This is a genomic window from Microbacterium sp. SLBN-146 (assembly GCF_006715145.1).
Lineage (GTDB): Bacteria > Actinomycetota > Actinomycetes > Actinomycetales > Microbacteriaceae > Microbacterium.
The window spans coordinates 1529156-1549441 of the sequence record NZ_VFMR01000001.1 but is presented as its reverse complement, the minus strand read 5'-3'; the positions used below and the strand labels follow the sequence as shown (position 1 = coordinate 1549441).

Below are 20286 nucleotides of genomic sequence, written 5' to 3'. Positions count from 1 at the left end.
GCCACGGACATAACCCCACCGTGGGCACCCGACGTTGAGGACGGTAACAGCCATGCCAGATTTCACTCCAGACGCGCCCGGTCTCGACCGCAGGCAACTGCTCGTCGGTTCGGCGATCGCCGTTCCCGCGATCATGCTGACGACCGCGGTACCCGCGCACGCGACCTCTGCCGACTCGGCGCTGAGCGTCGACATCGCCGGGACTACCGTCACTGCGGGCGGCTCGTCGAACGTGACGGCGACCGTCCTCAACTCACAGGGCCTCGGCTGGGCGGGTCAAACTGTCACGCTCGTCGTCACCGGACCGAGCGGCGCGACCCTTGCTTCGACGACCGGCACGACGGACAGCGCCGGGCAGTACGCCACCACGCTCAACGTCGATTCCTTCACCGCCAACGGCGCCACGATCACGGTTACAGCAACCTCGGGCCCGCTCACCTCCACGGACACGACCACCGTCACCGGCGGTGTGACTCTTACGCTCGCCACCGCGGCGCAGATCACCGCGGGGGCAGCGAACACGGTCACCGCGACGCTCAAGAACGCCTCGAACGTCGGCATCAGCGGGCAGACCATCACCTTCTCGAAGGCAGGTATCGACGGAACCTACAACTCGGTCACCGCAACGACCAATGCCTCCGGCGTCGCCAGTGTCACCCTCACCCCGAACACGTGGAGCAAGCCAGGTGCGACCGCCACTCTCACGGCATCCGGACCCGCATCCACGACAGCCACCGCCAGCGCACTCGTCCTGGGCGCTAACGCGCTCATCGTCGGTTACAACAACACGTGGCAGATGGGAGTCGGCGACACCAACAACCGATCTGCTCTCACACAACCTCTCCGCGTGTTCCCGTCCCCCATCACACAGGTTGTTAGCGGCGGACTTTACGACGGCACCCCCGGCTACTTCACCTACTTCCTCCTCGAAGACGGCAGCGTCTGGTCCGTCGGCAAGAACAACGGCGGCCAACTCGGCGTTGGAGACACCAGCGATCGATCCATTCCGACCAAGATCGCCTGGTTCGAAACGAACGGGATCAAGATCGCGCAGATCGCTGCGGGTGATGACTCCGGCTACGCCCTTACTGTCGGCGGAGATGTCTATGCATGGGGTAGCGCCGACGGCATCGACGGACTGGGCGGAAGCAGGACCAATCCGGTCAAGAAGGCCGGCCTGGGCTCCAATGTGAAGGCAGTCGCCGCCCACGGCGGAGGAGCCTACGTAGTCACGAGTGCTAATGGAGTGATGGCGTGGGGACGGGGGCCGGAAGGTCAACTGGGCAATTCGACATGGGGCGACTCCTACACTCCCGTGAACGTATCCGGGCTGAGCAGTGGGGTCGACAAGATCACGGCGAATCAGAATACCGGCTACGCCTTGCTCTCGAGCGGAGAGGTTCGGGCGTGGGGTGCGGGCGGATATGGTCAACTCGGCAACGGAAGCACAAGCAACAGCAACGTGCCCGTCACCGTCAGCGGGCTGGGGTCGGCGTCTGGCACTACCCAGATCGTCGCCGCATACCGGACGGCATACGCACTCGTGGGAGATTCGGTCAGAGCATGGGGAGCCAATGACTCAAGCGAGTCGGGCACGCGCCACTACGGGATGGTCGGCAACAACAGCAGCAGCAACCGCTCAACCCCGGCCACTGTTATCGCGTCTGGATCGAAGAACATCGGAGCGTCGTCGCGCAACGCCTACGTCGAGATGACGGATGGCACGTTCCGGTCGTGGTCCTACAACGGAGATGCTCAACTCGGCAACAGCGGCAACGGCGGAGAGCCGTGGACACCGATCAGCGCGAACAGCACTCTTGCCGTCACCGGTCGGAAGATCGTAGCTCTGGAACAGCACTCGTTCTCTTCGTTGATCTCGGCCTACGTGACCGACTACCTCGAGGTGCCCTAGAAAGCCGACGCGACGACTACTGACCCTCCCATCGCCGAAGATTATGAGGGTGAACTGGTATAGCCCGGGCCGGACGGAATAGTCAGCGTCTTCGGAGCCGGTCCGGGCGATGCGCGGGATGAATTCCGTCGCTCGCTGCCGCGGCGTTCGCACCCTTCCGTACCGGCGCGGGACCCCCAGGAGTGGAGAGTTTCGTGTGCCACGGATACCCCCGACCGTGCCGAGACCTCGAGGACGATCACAGCCATGCCAGAGTCCACTGCCACTACCTCCGACCTCAATCGCAGGCAAGTGCTCATCGGCTCGGCGATCGCCGTTCCCGCGATCATGCTGACGACGGCTGTGCCCGCCCGCGCGACCTCCGGAGACTCCGCCCTGTCGATCAGCATTTCGAGCCCGGTGGTGTCGAGGGGTAGTTCGACGACAGTCACGGTGACGGTTCTGGACTCGCACGGGCAGCCGTGGGCGGGCCAGCCGGTCGCCCTGTCCCCCTCCGGCTCGATCACGGTAGCGGCGCCAAACGGTACGACGGATTCGTCGGGAGTGTTCTCGACCACGGTTTCCGCAGGGGCCGGAACCTCCGCGATCGGACCCGCCGCGCTCACCGCTCTCTCGGGGCCGCTGAGCTCGACAGCAGGACTTTCGGTGGGAGCACTGTCGACGGTCGTCTTCGCAGGGAGCGGCGGAGCGGGGTTCGCGAACGGTGCCGGCTCGGTGGCGAAATTCAGCACGCCGTGGGGAATCGCCGTCTCGCCAAGCGGCTGGCTGTACGTCGCGGACGCCTTCAACCACAGGATCCGAACAATCGATCCCGCCGCCAACGTCACGACATTCGCGGGAAACGGCGTTCAGACTCTCTTGAATGGGTCGTTCGCGGGGTCCTCCTTCCAAGCGCCCACCGATGTCCTCATGGACGCCGCAGCCAACGTCTACGTTGCGGACGACTCGAACAACGCCATTCGATTCCTCAACCGAGCGTCGTCCACCGTAACGACGCTCGCAGGTGGAGCAGCGGCGGGTTCAGTTGACGGCACCGGCCAGACTGCACGGTTCTATGAACCGCGGTCCGTCACCATGGGGGCAGACGGTCATCTCTACGTGGCAGACGCACAGAATCACACGATTCGCCGCGTCACGACGGCCGGTGTTGTCACGACGTTGGCAGGCTCGGCTGGTCAGGCTGGCTACGTCGACGCGACCGGGTCATCCGCCCGCTTCAGATTCCCGGTAGGCATCGTCGGAACTCCGGACGGCAATCTCTACGTCGCCGACACGAATCACGTCGTACGCAAGATCTCGCCGAGTGGCGAGGTATCGACCTTCGCAGGGTCCGGGATAGCCGGTTATGCGGACGGCGCGGCCAGTCAGGCCAGCTTCAACGGACCTGCCGACCTCTGCGTCGATGACGAGGGCAATCTCTACGTCACTGACGCGCTCAATAGGTGTGTTCGCCGCGTAACACCCCAAGGCGTGGTCTCTACCATCACCCCGACAAGCGGCATCTTCAGTAACCCCCGAGGAGTGTGCTACGGCGGAGGCGCGCTCTACGTGACTGATGCGGGAACGCACCAGGTGATGCGAATCACACTCTGACGCGCCGCGAACGCATTGGCGGGGCGGCAAGATCAAGTCCTCGCCTAGCCAGCACGCCTATGCGATCGTCAACGTCGTCGTGGAGCTCGCTGACCCTCCCGTGCCGAAGATCGTGAGCGTGAACTGATACAGCCCTGGCGGCACGGGGAAGCCCGTCGCGGACGGATACCACTCGAGGTGCTGTGCATAGCCGCCCAGCGCGATGCTCACCGAGCCGCTCAACGTCGTGGAACCCAACGGGCCGGTGACAGAAACCGTCCACGGCACGATCGCGGGCGAAGGGTCGGGCTCAGGCCACCACACAACGCCCTGGTCGTACCGCACGCGCACGTAGACAGCGATCGGCCCCCGGTTCGTGTTCGTGACGGGGTCGTACTGTGCCGCGTTCTCGGCGGCGAAGTCGGGGTCGACCCGCAGCTTCACGATCGGCACCATTCCATCGGAAGAGCTGGCTCGCGCCGGCAGCGCCGTCGTCAGAACGATCGCAGGCACCGCGAGCGCGGCACCCGTCAGGACCCGGCGTCGTGAGATACGACTGGTACCCGGATCGTGCGCCGATGCCCCAGCATCCAGCGATTCCCCCGCATCCGACATGCGGCCCCTTTCCCCCGCGACTGCGACCATGCAGCACGCATATGTGCAACGATCCCCCGACGATAGATCTGCTCGGTCGCGATCGAGTTCGCACCCCCCGACGAGCGCAGGCAACCGCGGCGCGCACTCATCCGCTACGTCACCCGAACGCCTCTTCGAGCGCGTCGTCGATCGCGGGCTCGAGCGTGTCGGCCATCGTGCGGGTCAGATGCGCTCTGTCCCAGTAGGCGATGACGCCTCCCACCGCCGGATAGCAGAGCGCTGCGTCGCAGAAGAAGTCGCTGAGATCGAGTGTGGCTGCTCCGACACGGTCCGCGGCCTCAACCATCGGGTCGTCTGCGAGCGTCACGTCGGCACGCGGTGCCGCGCACGCGGAGACGTCGTCCGGGTGCTGCGCAAGGCACTGCGGCGCGGTTCCCTGGTCGAAGTCGAGCCCGGGCACATCGCGAACCACGAGCACCGGGCGGTCGTCACGAGACAGCTCTCGAAGCGCGCGCTCCGCGACATCGAATGCCAGGATGCTTCGGTCCGGGGCCTCCTGATCGATGTACGTCCGCGTCGCGTTCGTCACGACGACTCCGACGATCCCCTGGTCCTCCGCGACCTCCGACAGCACGCCCTCAGCCGTCTGACGACACGCCTCCCAGCTGTCGACGGACTCCGCCGTCGTCGCACGATTCGCGTGAGGGAACGCCAGCTCCTGCCTCGCGATGACGGGGCATGCGGGCGATGTGAACTCTCTCACGGCGTACCCGTGCTCGAGCGCCCAGCGGGCGGTGTAGTACGCGATGATCTGCGCGTGCGAGTCGCCGACGACCGCGATGACAGGCCTCGTGGCAGCATCGCCGTACACGCACGTCGCGGCCGTCTCCCCCGCGGCGGGGCGTCCGAGCGAAGAGCCGCACACCGGCACCCGGTCTGCGGCGGCAAGCATCGGATCGAGCGATGGACCCGTGCCGAACGGGTCGTCACAGCCGTTCACGACGGCGTCGGCACCGAGGCATCCGTCTTCGCGCAGCGCGTCGAACGCCTGCTCCACGGCGTGCGCGCGGGGCGTGACGACGACTGTCATGACCGTGCCGGCAGCGGCGAGCATCACGACTCCCGCTGCCAACGGCAAGATCAGAGCTCGCCGGTTCGCGGTCGTGCGAGGGACGCCCGCGGGCGCGCGACGGAAGCGCTCCTCGACATAGCGCTTCGTGAGCCCCGCCAGCACGACGCTGAGTGCGAGGACGAGCGCTCGCTGCCACCACGATGCGAAGCCGCCCGCTGCGACGAGCGCGAAGGGTGCCGCGACGATGAGAGGCCAGTGCCAGAGATAGAGCGAGTACGAGATGTCTCCGAGGTACCGCACGCTGCGACGGCGAGCGATCGAGGAAATGGACCAGCGCGACAGCGGAGAACCCCCAGCGATCACGAGCACGGTGCCGACGACCGGCAGGAGCGCCACGACACCCGGGTAGTCCGTCGCTCCGCGCAGCCCGAACGCGCATGCGACGATGACGGCGACCCCGAGCCATCCGGCCATGACCGCGACCCAGGCAGGCCACCGCGTCAGCGTGGGGAGGAAGACGAGTGCGGCGCCCGCCATGAACTCCCAGACCCGCGTCACCGTCGAGAAGTACCCGCCGCCCCCCGGGATTCCGGCGAAGACGATACTCGCGGCAAGTGAGACCAGTCCGACGATCGCGATGGACGTCACGATCGCGCGACGCCTCTGCGACCCGCGGGGCCCGCTGCTCCGGGTCGCGAGCCACACAGCCACGACGAGCATGAGAGGCCAGACGAGGTAGAACTGCTCCTCGACGGAGAGCGACCAATAGTGCTGGACGGTCGTCGCAGCATCCTCGGCGGCGAAGTAGTCCGTCGAGGATGCCACGAGGACCCAGTTCTCGACGTAGAAGGTGCTCGCGACGATCTGTCCCAGATTCTCACGCCACATCGACGACGGAAGCATGCCGAGAGTGAGGACGAGGCACGCGGCGAGGACAGCGAGCGCCGCGGGGAGCAGACGGCGCACGCGGCGGCTCCAGAAGCTCGGCAGATCCATGCGTCCTGTCGCGACCAGTTCCCGAGTCAGATGGCCTGTGATGAGGAACCCGCTGATGACGAAGAACACATCGACGCCGGCGAATCCTCCCGGCAGTTGCGCGGGCCAGAGGTGATTGACGACGACCATCATCACCGCGAGCGCGCGGAGCGCCTGGACCTCGGGCCGGAAGCCGACTCCCGTCACGGCCGTCGCGCGACGGTGCCGCGCTCGACGCGGTGATCGTGGAGGGCGCACGACAACCACGCGGCGCCGTAGAGAAGCGCGATCGGCGCGAGGCTCAAGAGCGCGATCACGACTCCGGCCGAAGAAGCGACGATCGCGGCAGCGATGAGGATCACCGCGGCGAGGATCGGCCACGGGCGGATGACGGCACGAGCGCTGACGACGCCTCCGAGATTGAGGATGACGATCGCGACCGCGGCGAGGAAGGACAACTCGACGCACACGGTGACAGGGAGCAGGGCATCGACGTCGTTCGCGACCCATGCCGCATCCGTCGCCACGATGAGGCCCGAGTACGCCACCCCGGCGATCGCTGTCGCAGCGAACGCCGCGCCGCAGATGAGCAGCAGACTGCGTGCCTCACGCAGCTGGTCTGCCAGAGGGAGCCGCGAAGCGGCACTCTGCGTCTCCATCGGTTCAGACCGTCTGGTGCGGCTTCAGGGATGCGGCATCCGTCGTGTCCGACTGGAGAGCCGGCGAGGATTCATCGTCGTCCTGAGCAGCATCCGCCTTCGCCTCCTTCTTCAGAATCCGGATGGACTTGCCGATGCTGCCGGCGAGCGCCGGGAGCCGCGTAGCCCCGAACAACAGAACGACGACGACGAGCACGATGACGAGATGCCACCCCGTCAGTGCGTTGCCGAAAATGGCCATGGCTGAACCCCATCCACGTGCGGAGGTGACGCGAGGCGAATGCGCTCGATCGACGTTCAGTGTGCGGGCACTGTCTCCACCGTCTGAGGCTGCTCCGCGACTTCCCGGTGTTCGACCGGCGTAGGCGTCACCCCGCCCCTCACACCTCGCGCGTCACGACGACCGCGTCGCACCACCTGGCGCCCCGCCTCTCCGCCGCCCTGGTGTGATGCGGCGATGGCCAGCACGACGAACATGAGCACACCCGAGGAGAACCACACGGTCGTGTCGAACGAGAAGAACATGCCCGTCACGTAGATGACGGCTGCCTTGATGTACCGCTGCCCGCGAAGGAACGCGAACACGAGGATCGCGAGCGTCAGCGCCAGTCCGACGATGCCCGTCGTGCCGAGGAGATAGACGAAGAAGTTGTCGACGACCGGCAGGCCGTAGGTCAGCACGATGTAGCCGCGCGAGAACAGCTCGCGCTCACTGCCGTAGCCGCTCCCCCACCACAGCTCCCACCCCTCCCGTCCGAGCAGGTTCGGAACGGCCTGCAGCGACCCCAGGCGGTGCACCCACGACCCCGAGTCGATCGTGTCGAGCGCGAGCTGCGTGAGACCGAAGTCGAGTACGGCGACGAGAACGGCCGCCGCGAGCAGAAGGAACAGGCCACGGAGGAGGCGGAAAGCGTCGAGACGCAGCACGATGTGCGCGGTGATCGCGATGGCAGCGACGAGGACGGCGCTTCGCGTGCCCGAGAGCACGACCCCGACCACGGCTGCGCCGAGCAACGGGAGGCGCACGGCCTGGCGGAGCCGGAAGGGGTTCGCCCAGGCGAGAACGACGGCGAGTCCCTCGAGGTATCCCAAGACGATCGGATGGCCCATCGTGCCCTGCGCGCGCACGAGATCCGTCTGGAAAGGGTTCTCGCGCTCGAGCCCGCCGCGGTACCCCCACACGGGCTCGACGCCGCCGAACACCTCCGCCACGCCGAGCACCGTCTGCGCCGCCGCGAGCACGAGGACCGACGTGACGAGCCACGACAGGTCGATAGATGTCGCCCGTGAGATCGACCACACCATCGTCAGCACGAACGCGGCCTGCAGCAGGAGGGCGGAGACGTTGTAGGACTGGGTCAGCGCGACGACGAGCAGGACGAGTCCCCACCAGCCAGCGATCGCGGCGACGAGGGGCGCGCTTCCCCGGGCGCGGCGTGAACTGCGCAGCTCGGCGAGCACGAGGACCGCGATCCCCAGCACGTAGGCGCCGTTGCGGAGCATGGACGGCGCACTGTTCTGCGCGACGCTGACGACGAGCACCACCGAGCCGACGAGCGCCAACGCCCGCGCGCGATCGGTCGGCGCGAGGATCGCGAGTGCGACGAGTGCCAGCGTCGCAACGGCGGCGGCGACCACGAGGAGGTCGAGACTCACACGCGCCCTCTCGACGACAGGTCGCGGTAGTCGGCCAGGATCGGCGCGAAGAGACCATCGAGGTCTGCGCGCCGAGCGGCATCCGCGTGCACCGCGACGGAGTCGGATGCCACGCCGTCGGCGACCGACAGGGTGTCGGCGATGCGGCGCGCGAAGTCTTCGTCGGTCGTCCCGTCATCGACGATGTAGCGCGCACGGAGCGCCTCCGGTGCCGGCACGCGCGACGACTCCGTCGCGAACACGACGCGCCCGCGCGCGTAGGCCTCGAGCGCTGCAAGCGGCAGCCCCTCCCACTCCGATGTCATGAGTAGCGCATCGACGCCGTCGAGCTCTTCAGCGATCTGCACCGAGCGCCCCACGAAGTCGACGGGAGCGCCGAGCACAGCGGCGAGTCGCCGCGCGGGGCTCAGCAGCGGCCCCTCCCCGATCCAGCGGGCGTGCACGGGACGGATGCGGTTGAGCCGGGCGACGACCGACACGAATCGCAGCGGATTCTTCTGCTCCGTCATCCGCCCGATTCCGAGGATCTCCCACGGCACATCGGGAAGCACGAGACGGTACGACGGGCCCGGCGCCTCGGTCGCCACCGGCACGGCACCGATGTTCGGGATCACACGCACGCGCTCGGCGGACGCACGGTAGTCGTCGACGACCATGCGCGCGACGTCGGGGCTCACGGCATAGATCCGACGCGAGCGGAACGACAGACCACGGTGACGATGCCCCGGGAGCACCGTGTGCGCGTGCTCGACGGTCGGGATGCCACGCATCCGGCCCGCGATCCCCGCGACGAGCGCCTCGCGACGCTGATGGGCATGCAGGACGGTCGGTCGGAACGCGTCGATCGCGGCACTGATCTCACCGAAGCCCGGGCGCCCTTTCGACGGAAACTGCCGGAGGTCGCCGGCTCCGTCGAGGATGGCGCCGTCGGGCGCGACGACGGCGGTATCGACCCCGAGATCCCTCAGCCACTCCACCAGCGTCATCGCGACCCGCTGAGCGCCGCCGAGTCCCGAGCTGTCCAGGACGTGCAGTACGCGAAGTCGCGAGATTTCACCCCGCGCATCATCCTGGACGTCGCTTGTCATCAGCCGGTTCACCATGGAGCTCTCCTCGTCGACGGAATCGAGTTCCCGCAGAAGGCAGGCGCCGACGGCGGAGAGGGCAGCATCCGCAGGGAGCGCTTCAGAGTCACGCCATGCGGATGCTGTCGTCCCTCTCACGATGCACTTCTCGGGCCTCTCGCCTGCGGCGTGCCCGCGCACCGAGGAGGGTGACCGGCACCGGCCCTCCCACGGCGGCCCGGCTGAGCCATGGGGTGAATCGTCCGCGTACTCCACACGGCCCGCGGTCGCCGCGATGCCGACGCACCCGGACGGGATGACGTAGGACTGACGACACCCCCGAAGGAAGACCGTGCCCGAAGTCGTCACTCCTGCTCATGCGACACGTCGCCCGCATATCCAAGGGCTCCGAGCGATCGCTGTCCTGCTTGTGGTCGCGGGTCACGCGTTCGAGGTGCCGGTGGGCGGTTTCCTCGGGGTCGACGTGTTCTTCGTCGTCTCCGGGTTCGTCATCACGCTGAGTCTCCTGCGCGAAGCGGAGCGGGACGGCGTCGTCTCGCTCCGCGCGTTCGTCGTCCGCAGGCTCGGGAGGCTCTTCCCCGCGGGAGCACTCGTCGTCACGGTGACCGTCGTCGTCAGCGCCGTCGTCTTCTTCCTGCCTCGGGCGACCCAGATCGCCATGGACGGGCTGGCATCCGTCCTCTCGGTCGAGAACTGGCGCGCAGCACGACTCGGCACCGACTACTTCGCGGGGTTCGCGCAGGCATCCCCCCTGCAGCACTACTGGTCGCTGTCGGTCGAGGAGCAGTTCTATGCCGTGTGGCCCCTGACCTTCGCGCTCTGCGCCCTTGCTGGATGGCCCCGGCTGCGACGCTGGGCGGGCGTCATCGCCGCCACGGCCACCATCGCTTCGCTCGCGATCGCGCTGGTCGAGAGCGCCGAGCGCCCAGCGTGGGCGTACTTCTCGTTCGAGTCTCGCGCGTGGGAACTCGGTATCGGCGTGACGCTCGCGATCCTGCTGTTCCGAGTGCGCGTGCGTCCCGCCCTGTCGACGGCGCTCGCGATCATCGGCGCGATCGTGGTGGCCGCCTCCGTTCTGCTCGTGGACGGCCGGATGGGCTTCCCCGCGCCGGCCGCACTGCCGGTCGTCCTCGGCACGGCGGCGCTCATCGCCGCCGGCGAGACCGCGAATCCCGCTCGGGTGCTCGCGCCGCTGCGTCTGCGGCCGCTGACCTTCATCGGCGACATCTCGTACTCGCTGTACCTGTGGCACTTCCCCCTGCTCATCATCGCGACGGCGCTCTGGCCCGGCGCCGTCGGAATCTGGGTGAGCCTCGCGCTGCTCGGACCGTTCGCCTACGCCACATACCGGTTCGTCGAGGTGCCGTTCCGTGATCGAGCGGGCCGCGTCGCCGATCGAGGTTCACGAGGGCTCCACTTCGGGTGGGGCATTGCGACGCTCGGCATCGTGGGTGCGCTCAGCCTCACGCAGATCGCGGGTCCGTCGTCGTGGATCGAGACGCCGGAACTGACATCGGATGCCACGGCGCACCCGCCGTTCGAGACGCAACAGCAGCTCGACGACGCCATCGACCGAGCGCTCCTCCAGCCGGAGGCGCCCTCCGAAGCGCTGGACACGGCGTGGGCATCCGTCAGCGCTGCGCAGTTCGCCGCGCGACGGGCATGCCTGACGAAGCCCGCGGACGTCATCGCCGCCACGGACGCCGCGTCACTGACCTGCGTGTTCGAGGGCTCACCCGACTCCCCGACGCTCGTCGTCATCGGCGACTCCATCGCCGCGAGCTGGCTGCCCGGCATCGTCGCGGCTGCCGACGACTCGTGGCGCGTCGTGAGCCTCACGGTCCAGAGTTGCCCTCCGTTCGTCGTGACGGTGGCCGACCGCACGGGGCGCGCGGAGTTCGGCGCGGAGTGCGATGCGGCTCGCCACGAGGCCTTCGATATCGCGGTCGCACTCGATCCGCAGCTGATCGTCCTGAGCGGCGCACTCGGATCGTACGAGCGTCTCAGTGAAGAGCACGGCAGGGAGGCGGCGTCCGCACTCTGGCGACAGGGCGTGCAGGAAAGCGCGGACGACCTCACCGCCAGGACGGGCGCTCGGCTCGCCATCTTGTCATCACCCCCCGAGACGACACCCGTGATGTCGTGCGCCACTCGGCTGACCGGCACGGGGTCGTGCGAGAGGGCGCCGGGCGACGTCTGGGAAGAGAAGACCGCAGCGGAGGCGGCGGCTATCGACGGTGCGCGGGTGACCTTCATCGACACCGTCGACTGGTTCTGCCGCGAGGGAACGTGTCCCGCGGTCGTCGACGAGACACTCGTCCTCGCCGACGGCGGCCACCTCACGACGGCCTACTCGATGCGGCTCTCGACCCTCCTCGACGACGCCCTCGGCCTCTCGTCAGCGATCGAACGCGAGGGAGAGTGATGGGCCGGCCATGACAGCCCTCGACCGTGCCCCCGATCCGAGCGCCTACGCGCCCGCCGAGTACACGGCGACGGTGGTCGACGATGAGACGCGCTACGTCGTCGACCTCCGCGACTGCCGAGTCTGGCGTCTCGCGGGCATCGGCGCCCTCGCCTGGGAGTGGGTTCTCGGCGCCGTGACCAGCGAAGAGGCCGCGGCACTTCTGCATCCCGACGACGGCGATGAGGATGCCGGCACACACCTGCGACCCCTCCACGAGTGCTGCGAGACGCTCGCGACGGCAGGGCTCCTCACACGGGTCGAGACGCCCGCCTGAAGCACGCTCGGTTGCGGCCTCCGACAGCGGGATGCGCGCCGAGGTCGTCCTACAACCCCGGCGCGCATGTCTCACCCTTCCGCGGGGGCAGCACCCTCGAGGAGGCCCGTCGCCGTGATGTCATCGCGGATGACCGGCGTGATGAACCGCGCGTAGTCGGCCGTGATGTGCGCCTGGTCTTTCTTGACGAGAATCGACCCCACGATCGGCGGGCACAACCCGTCCGCGTTGCAGAACCATGCGCGGTTGTCGATGAAAACCCCGCCGACATCCTCGATCGCCGACTTCTGCAGATTGGCCATCTCGGCCCAATCCGTACTGTTCATCGAGCTGATGCAATCGGCGGGCGTCGACACGCTCGTCATGCAGTCGGTGATGACTTTGTCGGGTACCGGCGGAGGGAGCGCGAGCAGTGCCTTCGCCGATCCCTTGATCTGGTCGAGCGAAGCGCGGAACGCGGCATCCCAGTCGGTCATCGCGGCCTTTGTGCCGCTCTCGTCACTCGCCCGCCAGTAGGTGTTGCCGATGATGACGAGATCAGGCTGGGTCTCCTGGACGATCTGCACCTCCCTGTCCTTCCGCGTGCGACACAGATCGATCCGCCCCTCGAGGCTTCCGACGTCCATCGCGATGAAGGGGCAGGCGTACATCGACGTGACGCGCAGCTTCCACTCGCCCGTGCCGAACACTTCGGCGAGCGCCGGAACGTACATCTGGGCTATCGAATCGCCGACGAGAACGGCGGTCTTCGGTGCATCGGGATCGCCGAACGTGCAGAAAGCCGGGTCCTCGGGGAGCACCGCGCCGCCACACGCGGCCGTATTGCCCGGAAGCTCCTCCTGCGAGACCGTATCGAGGGTCGGATGAAGGTCTGCGGGCCACTCCGTGGCGGAGAGGGCGGCCTCGATCTGCTTCTGCAGCTCCGTCAGGGCGGCCGACTCTGCGCCCTCCTCACCCTCGCCCGGGGCCGCGGTAGGGAGGGATTGCGGGGCGCTCGATGCGGCCGGGGACACGCGATCCACGGTCACGGCCGCCGCGACCAGCGCGAGCGTCGTGACACTGATGCCGAGCAGAACCAGGTGCCGCGGCGCAACGCGCGCACGACGACCTCGACCCGGGCCGAGCAGCCACCGAGAGCGCAGCACCGGCTGCTCGACGAAGTGGTAGCTCAGGATCGCGAGGACGAAGCCGCCCGCGATCGTCGCGACCGGAATGAGCCAGGGCATCCCGAGGCTCTCCGCCGGCCGGGCGAGAAGGATCGCGCCGAAGGTGAAGACCGGGAAGTGCCAGAGGTAGAGCGAGTACGAAATGTTGCCGATGTACACCGACACGGGGTTCGTCAGTGGCCACAGCCATCTGCTCTGTCCACCCACGCCCGCCGCGAGGACGAGGGCCGTCGACACCACCGGGAGGATCGCGCCGGGTGCGGGGAAGCCTGCCTCTGTCGTCACCCACAACGAGAGACCGATGCCGGCGAGCCCGATCCACGCGAGCACGGGCCGGAGCCACGCCGGAATCCTGCTCCACAGCGGCACCGTCAGAGCGATCATCGCGCCCAGGCCGAGCTCCCACGCGCGTGTCAGCGTCGAGAAGTAGGCGACGCTCGGTGCCGTCGCCGACTCCCAGAACGCCCAGGCGAGTGAGCCGGCGCTGATCACGGCGATCGCCGCGAAGGCGACCGCGTGCCGTCGGCGCGCCGCCGCGAGGCCGACGAGGGCGAGCACGACAGGCCAGACGAGGTAGAACTGCTCCTCGACCGACAGCGACCAGTAGTGCTGAAGCGGAGACACCGGTCCTTCCGCTGCGAAGTAGTCCGTCGACACGCTCGCGAAGCGCCAGTTCACGGCGAAGAACGCTGACCACACGGCATCCCAGAATGTCGTCGTCGATCGCGCGACGTTGAAGATCAGCCTCGCGGCGATGACCGTCACGACGAGCACCAGGAGCGCCGCGGGCATGATGCGGCGAATCCGCTTGCGGTAGAAGTCCGAGAACGACACTCGACCCGTGCGGTCGAGCTGGCGCAGCAAAATGCCGGTGATCAGGAAGCCGCTGATGACGAAGAAGACGTCGACGCCGACGAAGCCGCCCGCGGGGTAGCCGAGCACGTGCTCGAAGAGCACCGCCAGGACGGCGATCGTTCGGAGCCCCTGGATGTCGAGGCGACGGTGATCGCCTCGTTCTACGGTCGGTCGTGCCATCACTGCGTCCGCCTCAACTGCCCGGATTCCTGCAGAATCCCCCACTCCAACGCGGCCCGCACGGCTTCGGAGCGGCTGCTGACGCCGAGCTTGCGGTAGATGCTGCGCAGCTGCGTCTTGACGGTGTTGGACGACACCATGAGGTCCTTCGCGATCTGCGCGACCGAGCCGCCTGTGCGCAGCTTGGCGAGCACCATTCGCTCGCGACGTGAAAGGCGGGGAAGCGCGAGGGTCCCGCGGAAGCCCGAGGGGTCGGCATCCAGCATCGCCATCACCGACGGTGGGGCCAGGCTGCGCAGACGATCGCGATCGTCGTCGGCGATCAGCCGCCAGGGCACATGCACGTCGTGCTCGCGGGTGACCGCTTCGGCGTTCACGAGGGAGGCGAGAGCCTCGGCATCCTGACCGAGGTGCACGCACGCGCACGCACGCACGAGCAGGAGCTCGAGCTTCACCCGCGGAGACGGCGCGTTCTTCGAGAGGCGCTGGCTCGCGAGCCACGTCACCTGCGCGTCGTTACCCGACTGCAGAAGAGCTCGGCTCAACGAGGCGGCTGTCGTCTCGCCGGCGAACTCGGGTGCCCGTGAGACGACGAGCGCAGACGGTGCTTGGCGCGCCGCGACCAGCGCATCGGAGCGAACGGACTGAAGAAAGCTCCCGAAGAGCGGTGACACCGATGCGAACGACGCCTGAGCCTGCACCTGAGCGATGACGGCGAGCGCAGCCTGGGGTTCGCCCTCGAACAGCTTCACCCACGCCCGAAGCGCCAGCGCGACGACCCAGTATTCGCTGAAGGGGGCGGTCCGGTCGAGCTCGTCCAGGATCGAGAGAGCCTCGGCCGTCTCATCGCGCTCGATCAAGAGGAATGCGCGAGCGACGTGCATGACCGGCGTCGCGGCGGCGTCGGGTCGAGCGTCCGCGAGAAGCACGGCCGCCTCGCCGACTTCGCCGTTGAGCAGCGAGAGGAGTGCCAGCGAGGCCGTCGCGTCCGCGTCGACTCGAGAACCCGGGACACGGCGACGGACGTCGGCGAACCGCCATCGCGCCTCGCGCACGCGACGGAGATGCATGAGCGACAGACCGCTCTCATAGAGCGCCAGGGCCGACGCGGCTCCGAGCTCGGGAGCGCTGTCGATGTCGATCCGCGCGACGGGATCCACCAGCCGATCCGCCGCCTCTGCCGCTCTGCCGAACTGACCGAGGCGTCGCCGCGTGATCGTGTGCAGCGTGAGTCCGCGAACGGTCTCGAGGAGGGACGCCCCGGGCGCGATTGCCGGCAGCGAACGCGCGAGTCGTTCCAACTGGCCGAGGCGCATTCTGCTCGCCTCACCGTCGAGGTCGAGAAGGACGGCGCGCATCGCGAGCTCGAGGTTGCCGTCGAACTCGTTCGCCGGGATCGTGCGGAGCAGGTGCCGGACGTTCGCGGGGTCCTCCTCGACGAGCTGCTCGAAGAAGTCGGAGACGACCTGCATGAGCGCCGGCCAGCGTCCCGCCGAGATGGCGACGTCGCATGCGGCATCTGGATCGCCCTCGTTCGCGAGGAAGGTGACGAGCGCATCGATGCCCGCGCCGAAGCGGACATCGGTCGCGCTTCGACTCCACAACGCGACCCGGAGGAGCGGCAGCGGGCGGAATCGCGACCCGTCTGTGAAGTCCGAGCACTCTCCAAGACCTGCTGACTCGAGCGCGTGGAGAGCGCGGACCGATTGCTCCGCTGTCACGCCGCAGAGGACCTCCACCGCCTGCTTGGTCAGGTACGGAGCAACGAACAGCAGCGCCGGATCGGCGATACCTGTTGCGTCCAGCGCGCCCCGGCACAGTTCCGCGAATTCGCTCAGCGCGTGGTCGACGGCGTGCGAGATGTCGCGCGGCTGCGGCGACGATACGCCCCTCAACCTCAGCGCTGTCGCCGCGAGGTGGATCGCGCCCGCATGGCCGTCCAGCTCTGCCCCCAGGGCCGAGGCGTCCGCCTCCGACGCGGTGATTCCGCACTGCGCGAGGAGGGCCGCGACGTCGTCGGCATCGAACGACAGCAGGCCGGGGTCGACCAGGTGGGTGTCGACGCGCACGGCGACGCTCGTACGCTCGAGACCCGTCCGATGCCGAGCGGTGAGCACGACGGTAAGGCCGGGTGTCGTCGACAGCAGCTCGATGAGCGCCTCCTCGTCGGCGGCGGTCAGTTCCACGTCATCGACGATGAGGACACCGTCGCGATCAGCGGCATCATGTTCCGTCGCCGCGGCAGCGACGTCGATGCCGAAAGCCGCCCGGAGCGCCGCGGTGAATCCCTCGGGCTCGGACGCACTGCACGAGAGGAAGCGAACGCTCCGCCCCTCCTCGCGCAGCGTATCGGCGAGGTGACGCACGGCGACCGATTTGCCGGCGCCACGGTGTGCGCGGACGATGACGAGTTGATTGTCGAGCGCTGCCCTGATCGCCGCGACGGTGCGCTCGCGCACCAGCCAGTAGCGGCTCGTGCGCGGCAGTATCGCCGACGTCCTCGGGAGCATGACGGGTTCGTGAAGCATGCGCAGAATCCCCCCTGCGGTAACGGGCCCGCAATGAGTCGACGTCCGAGGCCCTCCCCCGTACGTGGCTCGAGTCGACCCCAGATCGATCGAGAGCGAACGGTCCAGAATCGAATGAGGACCGTTCGGGGTTGATTCTTCATCCGGCCTTCACCCCTAGGCATGCCGCCGCGAGTTAATGGGCATGCCATACCGTTCACCACCCCGGGTCGAGGGACTGTGACCTCGCGCCTCGGGCCGTAGCATCCGTCACCACCGCCACGACAGCCGCGAGACTGCACCTCACGGCCGAGACAGCGGCGCGCGTGTGCACTCTCGGCCGGCACGTGCAGTCTCACCGGCCGGAGAACGGAGGATGCAGTCTCGCGGACGGAGAACCGGAGGACGGCTAACGGACGGCCACACGCGCTGGGAAACACGAAGGCCCGCGGGTGACCGCGGGCCTTCGTAGGTACTGTCTCAACACAGTGTGCGCCCGAAGAGACTCGAACTCCCAACCTTCTGATCCGTAGTCAGATGCTCTATCCATTGAGCTACGGGCGCATGGTCACACTCGCGCGGACCAGCGTCCAGAATACCCCACGCCTAGGGCGTGCGCGAATCGGGGCCGTCCGAGGCCTTCGCGGCGTTGCGTCGGTGCGCTGCGAGGCGCGGAATGTCGACGAGGCGCAGGGACTGCATACGAGCCGCGCGCATGCGCTCGTAGTCAGGATCGAGATCGGGACGCATCCCCTCGACGGTCAGACGGCGCTGCAGGTTCGCCTCGACGTCACCCCATGCGGCATCCCGCGACGCCTCGACGAGCGCGCGGATCTCGTCGGGATCATCCGCCCGCGCGCGCAACGCCTTGGCGACACCCGTGTACTGCCGATGACGCTTGCGCAGGTTGCGGGTGTCCCTGTCGCGGTAGTCGTGCGTGCCGTCGGGGTCGGTGAACTTGCCCCACGCCTTCTTACGCTGCTTTTTGGCGAGATCCGCCGCCGCTTCCTGCTCGGCAGCGAGCGCCAGGAGGGTCTCACGAGCGTACGGACCGAAGCGTTCGGCATCGAAGAGCTCACCGTTGGCGATCGTCTCGACGAGGATGCGGTTGCGGACGGACAGCCGTGCCGCTGCGAAGGCGATCGAGACACCCTCGGCGATGGCGTCTGCGGTCTTGCCCACGAATTCGCACCTCCATATCGAGGGTATCGTTCGCGGCGACCATCACCGCCCTCGATGAGAGGTGGGCAGCGTCACTCGGGCTTCGAGTACGTCGCCTTGCCGAAGCCGAGGATGAAGTATCCGATGAACGCCAAGAGCCACAGAAGGAAGAACGACCATGCTCCCCCCTTACCGAAGCCCCGGCCAACGCGGACGGCAACGACGATCGAGAAGATCCAGCCGACGATCGGGATGAGGTACAGCAGGCCGAGCCACGCGGAGTATCCCGCGATCTTGACCAGGAAGAAGACGTTCACGATCGGAATGATCGCGAGGATGCCGGGATACCCCGCCTTGCTGAAGACCTTCCACAAGGCGACGGCGACGAGGACGTACCAAATGAGGGCAAAAACGCCCGAAACGCTGTAGGCCGCGGTGAGGTCGGCCCCGGAGGTGATCGTGTTCGCATCGAGCATGCGGTCAGCTTAGGGCCGAACGGGCGCCCGGCGTGCGTATCAACGCGGCCCCCGCGGCGCAACCCCCTCCTCTTCATCCACACACCCACCTAATCTCGAAATGCAGAAATCTGGAAAGGGGAACATCATGGGTTTTCTCGACGACGCCAAGAAGACGGCTGAGGCCGTCGGCGACAAGGTCAAGGACACGTGGGAAGACACGACCGACCGGATCAGCGACAAGGTCGACGAAGCGAAAGCCGAGGGCGAGGTGAAGCGCGCCGAGGCAGAAGCCGACGCCGAGGTCAAGAAGGCGCAAGCCGAGCGCGACTCCGTCAAGGCTCGCAACGAGATCAAGGAAGAGCTGCGCGACAACTGATCGCGACATCTGTGGTGCGGCGTTCGCCGATCCGCGGGAGCCTGGAGAGAACTCGAGGAGCTCGTGGGGTGACGACGCGCGACATCGGGCAGTGAGTGCTGCGCGGCTGAGGATCGCCCCGACCGGGGGGCCGGTGCCATTCTCGCCATCGCTCGCGGATCTGCTCGCGGAAAAGACGCCCGTTCGGACTCATGTCCGGACGGGCGTCGTTCATTTACGTGCCGCCCAAACCGATCCGAGGATCGCGACGAAGCATCTGACAGACACGACCCACCGTCGTGCATATCCCAGGAGGTTTCGCCATGCGATCGTCAGTCAACCGTCTCACCGCCACCATCTTCGGCGCCGTCTATCTCCTCGTCGGAGTGCTCGGATTCACCGTCACGGGAGGTGTCGGCTTCTTCGCGACCGAGGGTGGCCTGCTCCTCGGGATCTTCGAGGTGAACCCGCTGCACAACATCGCGCACCTTCTGATCGGCGCAGCGCTTCTGGTCGCGGGGCTGGTCTCCGTCGTCGCGGCACGGACCGTCAACATCATCGTGGGCGCGGCGTACCTGCTGCTCGGCATCGTGGGCTTCTTCCTGGCCGGGTCGGCGCTCAACGTTCTCGCGCTGAACACCTTCGACCACTTCCTGCACCTCGCGAGCGCGGTCGTCCTCCTCGGCATCGGACTGGCAGCCGAGCGCGGCGTCACGGCGAACACCCGGACCGCCTGAGCAGCCGATGCCCCTCCTCAGCGAGACAGCACGTCCGGCAGAGGTGCCAGCCGGTGTGGAGAGCCGGGTCGGCCGGTCCTCCACGCCGGCCTGGGCTGCCGTCGCAGCGTGGGGAGCCGGCCTCCTCGCCTGCGCGCTGGGCGCCTCCGCAGCGACTCACGGCGACATCATCCTCGCCGTGCCGCTCCTCGTGATCGCCGCGGCCGCTCTCGCCTGGGGAGCAGCGGCGCTCGTACGCGGATCCCTCCCCGCACCGCGTACAGCGATCGCCGCGGCGATCGGCGGCGTTGTCGCCGTCGTCGCCGCCCTGCTCGCCGATCCCGCACGGACGAGCGTCGCCGCGTCAGCCCTCGCGTGCGCGCTGCTGCTGTCCGTCGCACTCGGATGCGGGCGGCGGCTACGGATGGAGAAGGATGCCGCTCCCCCGCGCCTCTCGGTACTGCTGATCGCCGCGGTCGTCGTCGCGGGCGCGGTCACCCCCGCACTCGGAGCGACGGAAGCCGGACGACTGGCGCCGGACCACGGCTCTCACGGGATCATCGATCCCGGGCATCACCCGCGCTGACGCGCGAGCGGACGGACAGACGGACGGACCGGT

General features: G+C 67.8%; 17 protein-coding genes, 1 tRNA gene and 1 pseudogene. 8 read left to right on the top strand and 11 right to left on the bottom strand.

What is annotated here, in order from left to right; genetic code table 11:
* Positions 1-52: 52 nt before the first annotated feature.
* The 3 genes and pseudogenes from FBY39_RS06540 to FBY39_RS06535 all read left to right on the top strand — a co-directional run bounded on the left by FBY39_RS06540 (position 53) and on the right by FBY39_RS06535 (position 3505).
* Positions 53-1912 (top strand): hypothetical protein, encoded by a 1860-nt coding sequence (locus FBY39_RS06540; RefSeq protein ID WP_141931218.1) that lies wholly within the window; start codon positions 53-55, stop codon positions 1910-1912.
* 246 nt (positions 1913-2158) lie between these two features.
* A pseudogene (locus FBY39_RS16830) lies at positions 2159-2467 on the top strand (Ig-like domain-containing protein); the annotation flags it as partial.
* Positions 2468-2557: 90 nt separating this feature from the next.
* Entirely contained in the window at positions 2558-3505 is a 948-nt protein-coding gene (locus tag FBY39_RS06535; protein ID WP_260837469.1) for a hypothetical protein, read from the top strand.
* A gap of 57 nt (positions 3506-3562) precedes the next feature.
* Here FBY39_RS06535 and FBY39_RS06530 read toward each other — a convergent pair whose 3' ends face one another.
* The 6 genes from FBY39_RS06530 to FBY39_RS06510 all read right to left on the bottom strand — a co-directional run bounded on the left by FBY39_RS06530 (position 3563) and on the right by FBY39_RS06510 (position 9666).
* Positions 3563-4129: a hypothetical protein gene (locus FBY39_RS06530; protein ID WP_141931215.1), complete on the bottom strand. Its 567-nt coding sequence runs from the start codon at positions 4127-4129 to the stop codon at positions 3563-3565.
* A gap of 109 nt (positions 4130-4238) precedes the next feature.
* A complete protein-coding gene (locus FBY39_RS06525; RefSeq protein WP_160132993.1) occupies positions 4239-6335 on the bottom strand; it encodes an acyltransferase family protein in 2097 nt (698 codons plus the stop codon).
* Positions 6332-6787, bottom strand: a complete 456-nt coding sequence (locus FBY39_RS16400; protein ID WP_160132991.1) for a hypothetical protein — start codon at positions 6785-6787, stop codon at positions 6332-6334. The genes FBY39_RS06525 and FBY39_RS16400 overlap by 4 nt, the downstream gene beginning before the upstream one ends.
* Positions 6788-6791: 4 nt before the next feature.
* Positions 6792-7028, bottom strand: a complete 237-nt coding sequence (gene tatA, locus FBY39_RS06520; RefSeq protein ID WP_222115667.1) for a twin-arginine translocase TatA/TatE family subunit — start codon at positions 7026-7028, stop codon at positions 6792-6794.
* Positions 7029-7084: 56 nt separating this feature from the next.
* Complete coding sequence (locus FBY39_RS06515; RefSeq protein WP_141931213.1) at positions 7085-8443, bottom strand: hypothetical protein; 1359 nt, start codon at positions 8441-8443, stop codon at positions 7085-7087.
* Complete coding sequence (locus FBY39_RS06510; RefSeq protein ID WP_141931212.1) at positions 8440-9666, bottom strand: glycosyltransferase; 1227 nt, start codon at positions 9664-9666, stop codon at positions 8440-8442. The genes FBY39_RS06515 and FBY39_RS06510 overlap by 4 nt, the downstream gene beginning before the upstream one ends.
* Before the next feature lie 193 nt (positions 9667-9859).
* On the opposite strand from FBY39_RS06510, the gene FBY39_RS06505 reads away from it, so the two are divergent.
* Positions 9860-11953, top strand: a complete 2094-nt coding sequence (locus FBY39_RS06505) for an acyltransferase family protein (RefSeq protein ID WP_141931211.1) — start codon at positions 9860-9862, stop codon at positions 11951-11953.
* Positions 11954-11963: 10 nt separating this feature from the next.
* On the top strand, positions 11964-12269 hold the full coding sequence (locus tag FBY39_RS06500; protein ID WP_141931210.1) for a hypothetical protein: 306 nt from the start codon (positions 11964-11966) through the stop codon (positions 12267-12269).
* A gap of 71 nt (positions 12270-12340) precedes the next feature.
* On the opposite strand, the gene FBY39_RS06495 is transcribed toward FBY39_RS06500, so the two are convergent.
* The 5 genes from FBY39_RS06495 to FBY39_RS06475 form a co-directional block, all read right to left on the bottom strand.
* A complete protein-coding gene (locus FBY39_RS06495; protein ID WP_141931209.1) occupies positions 12341-14470 on the bottom strand; it encodes an acyltransferase family protein in 2130 nt (709 codons plus the stop codon).
* Entirely contained in the window at positions 14470-16998 is a 2529-nt protein-coding gene (locus tag FBY39_RS16795; RefSeq protein WP_141931208.1) for a LuxR C-terminal-related transcriptional regulator, read from the bottom strand. Before FBY39_RS16795 ends, FBY39_RS06495 begins: the two co-directional genes overlap by 1 nt.
* A gap of 470 nt (positions 16999-17468) precedes the next feature.
* Positions 17469-17541: transfer RNA gene (locus FBY39_RS06485), tRNA-Arg, on the bottom strand.
* A gap of 42 nt (positions 17542-17583) precedes the next feature.
* Positions 17584-18159 carry an asparagine synthase gene (locus FBY39_RS06480; RefSeq protein WP_141931206.1) on the bottom strand — a complete coding sequence of 192 codons (576 nt, stop codon included), beginning with the start codon at positions 18157-18159 and terminating at the stop codon, positions 17584-17586.
* A 71-nt stretch (positions 18160-18230) separates the two neighbouring features.
* Positions 18231-18614 (bottom strand): DUF5684 domain-containing protein, encoded by a 384-nt coding sequence (locus tag FBY39_RS06475; RefSeq protein ID WP_141931204.1) that lies wholly within the window; start codon positions 18612-18614, stop codon positions 18231-18233.
* 127 nt (positions 18615-18741) lie between these two features.
* On the opposite strand from FBY39_RS06475, the gene FBY39_RS06470 reads away from it, so the two are divergent.
* The 3 genes from FBY39_RS06470 to FBY39_RS06460 all read left to right on the top strand — a co-directional run bounded on the left by FBY39_RS06470 (position 18742) and on the right by FBY39_RS06460 (position 20253).
* Complete coding sequence (locus tag FBY39_RS06470) at positions 18742-18972, top strand: hypothetical protein (RefSeq protein ID WP_141931202.1); 231 nt, start codon at positions 18742-18744, stop codon at positions 18970-18972.
* 302 nt (positions 18973-19274) lie between these two features.
* Positions 19275-19688: a DUF4383 domain-containing protein gene (locus FBY39_RS06465; protein WP_141931200.1), complete on the top strand. Its 414-nt coding sequence runs from the start codon at positions 19275-19277 to the stop codon at positions 19686-19688.
* Positions 19689-19743: 55 nt separating this feature from the next.
* A complete protein-coding gene (locus FBY39_RS06460; protein WP_160132989.1) occupies positions 19744-20253 on the top strand; it encodes a hypothetical protein in 510 nt (169 codons plus the stop codon).
* Positions 20254-20286: the final 33 nt, after the last annotated feature.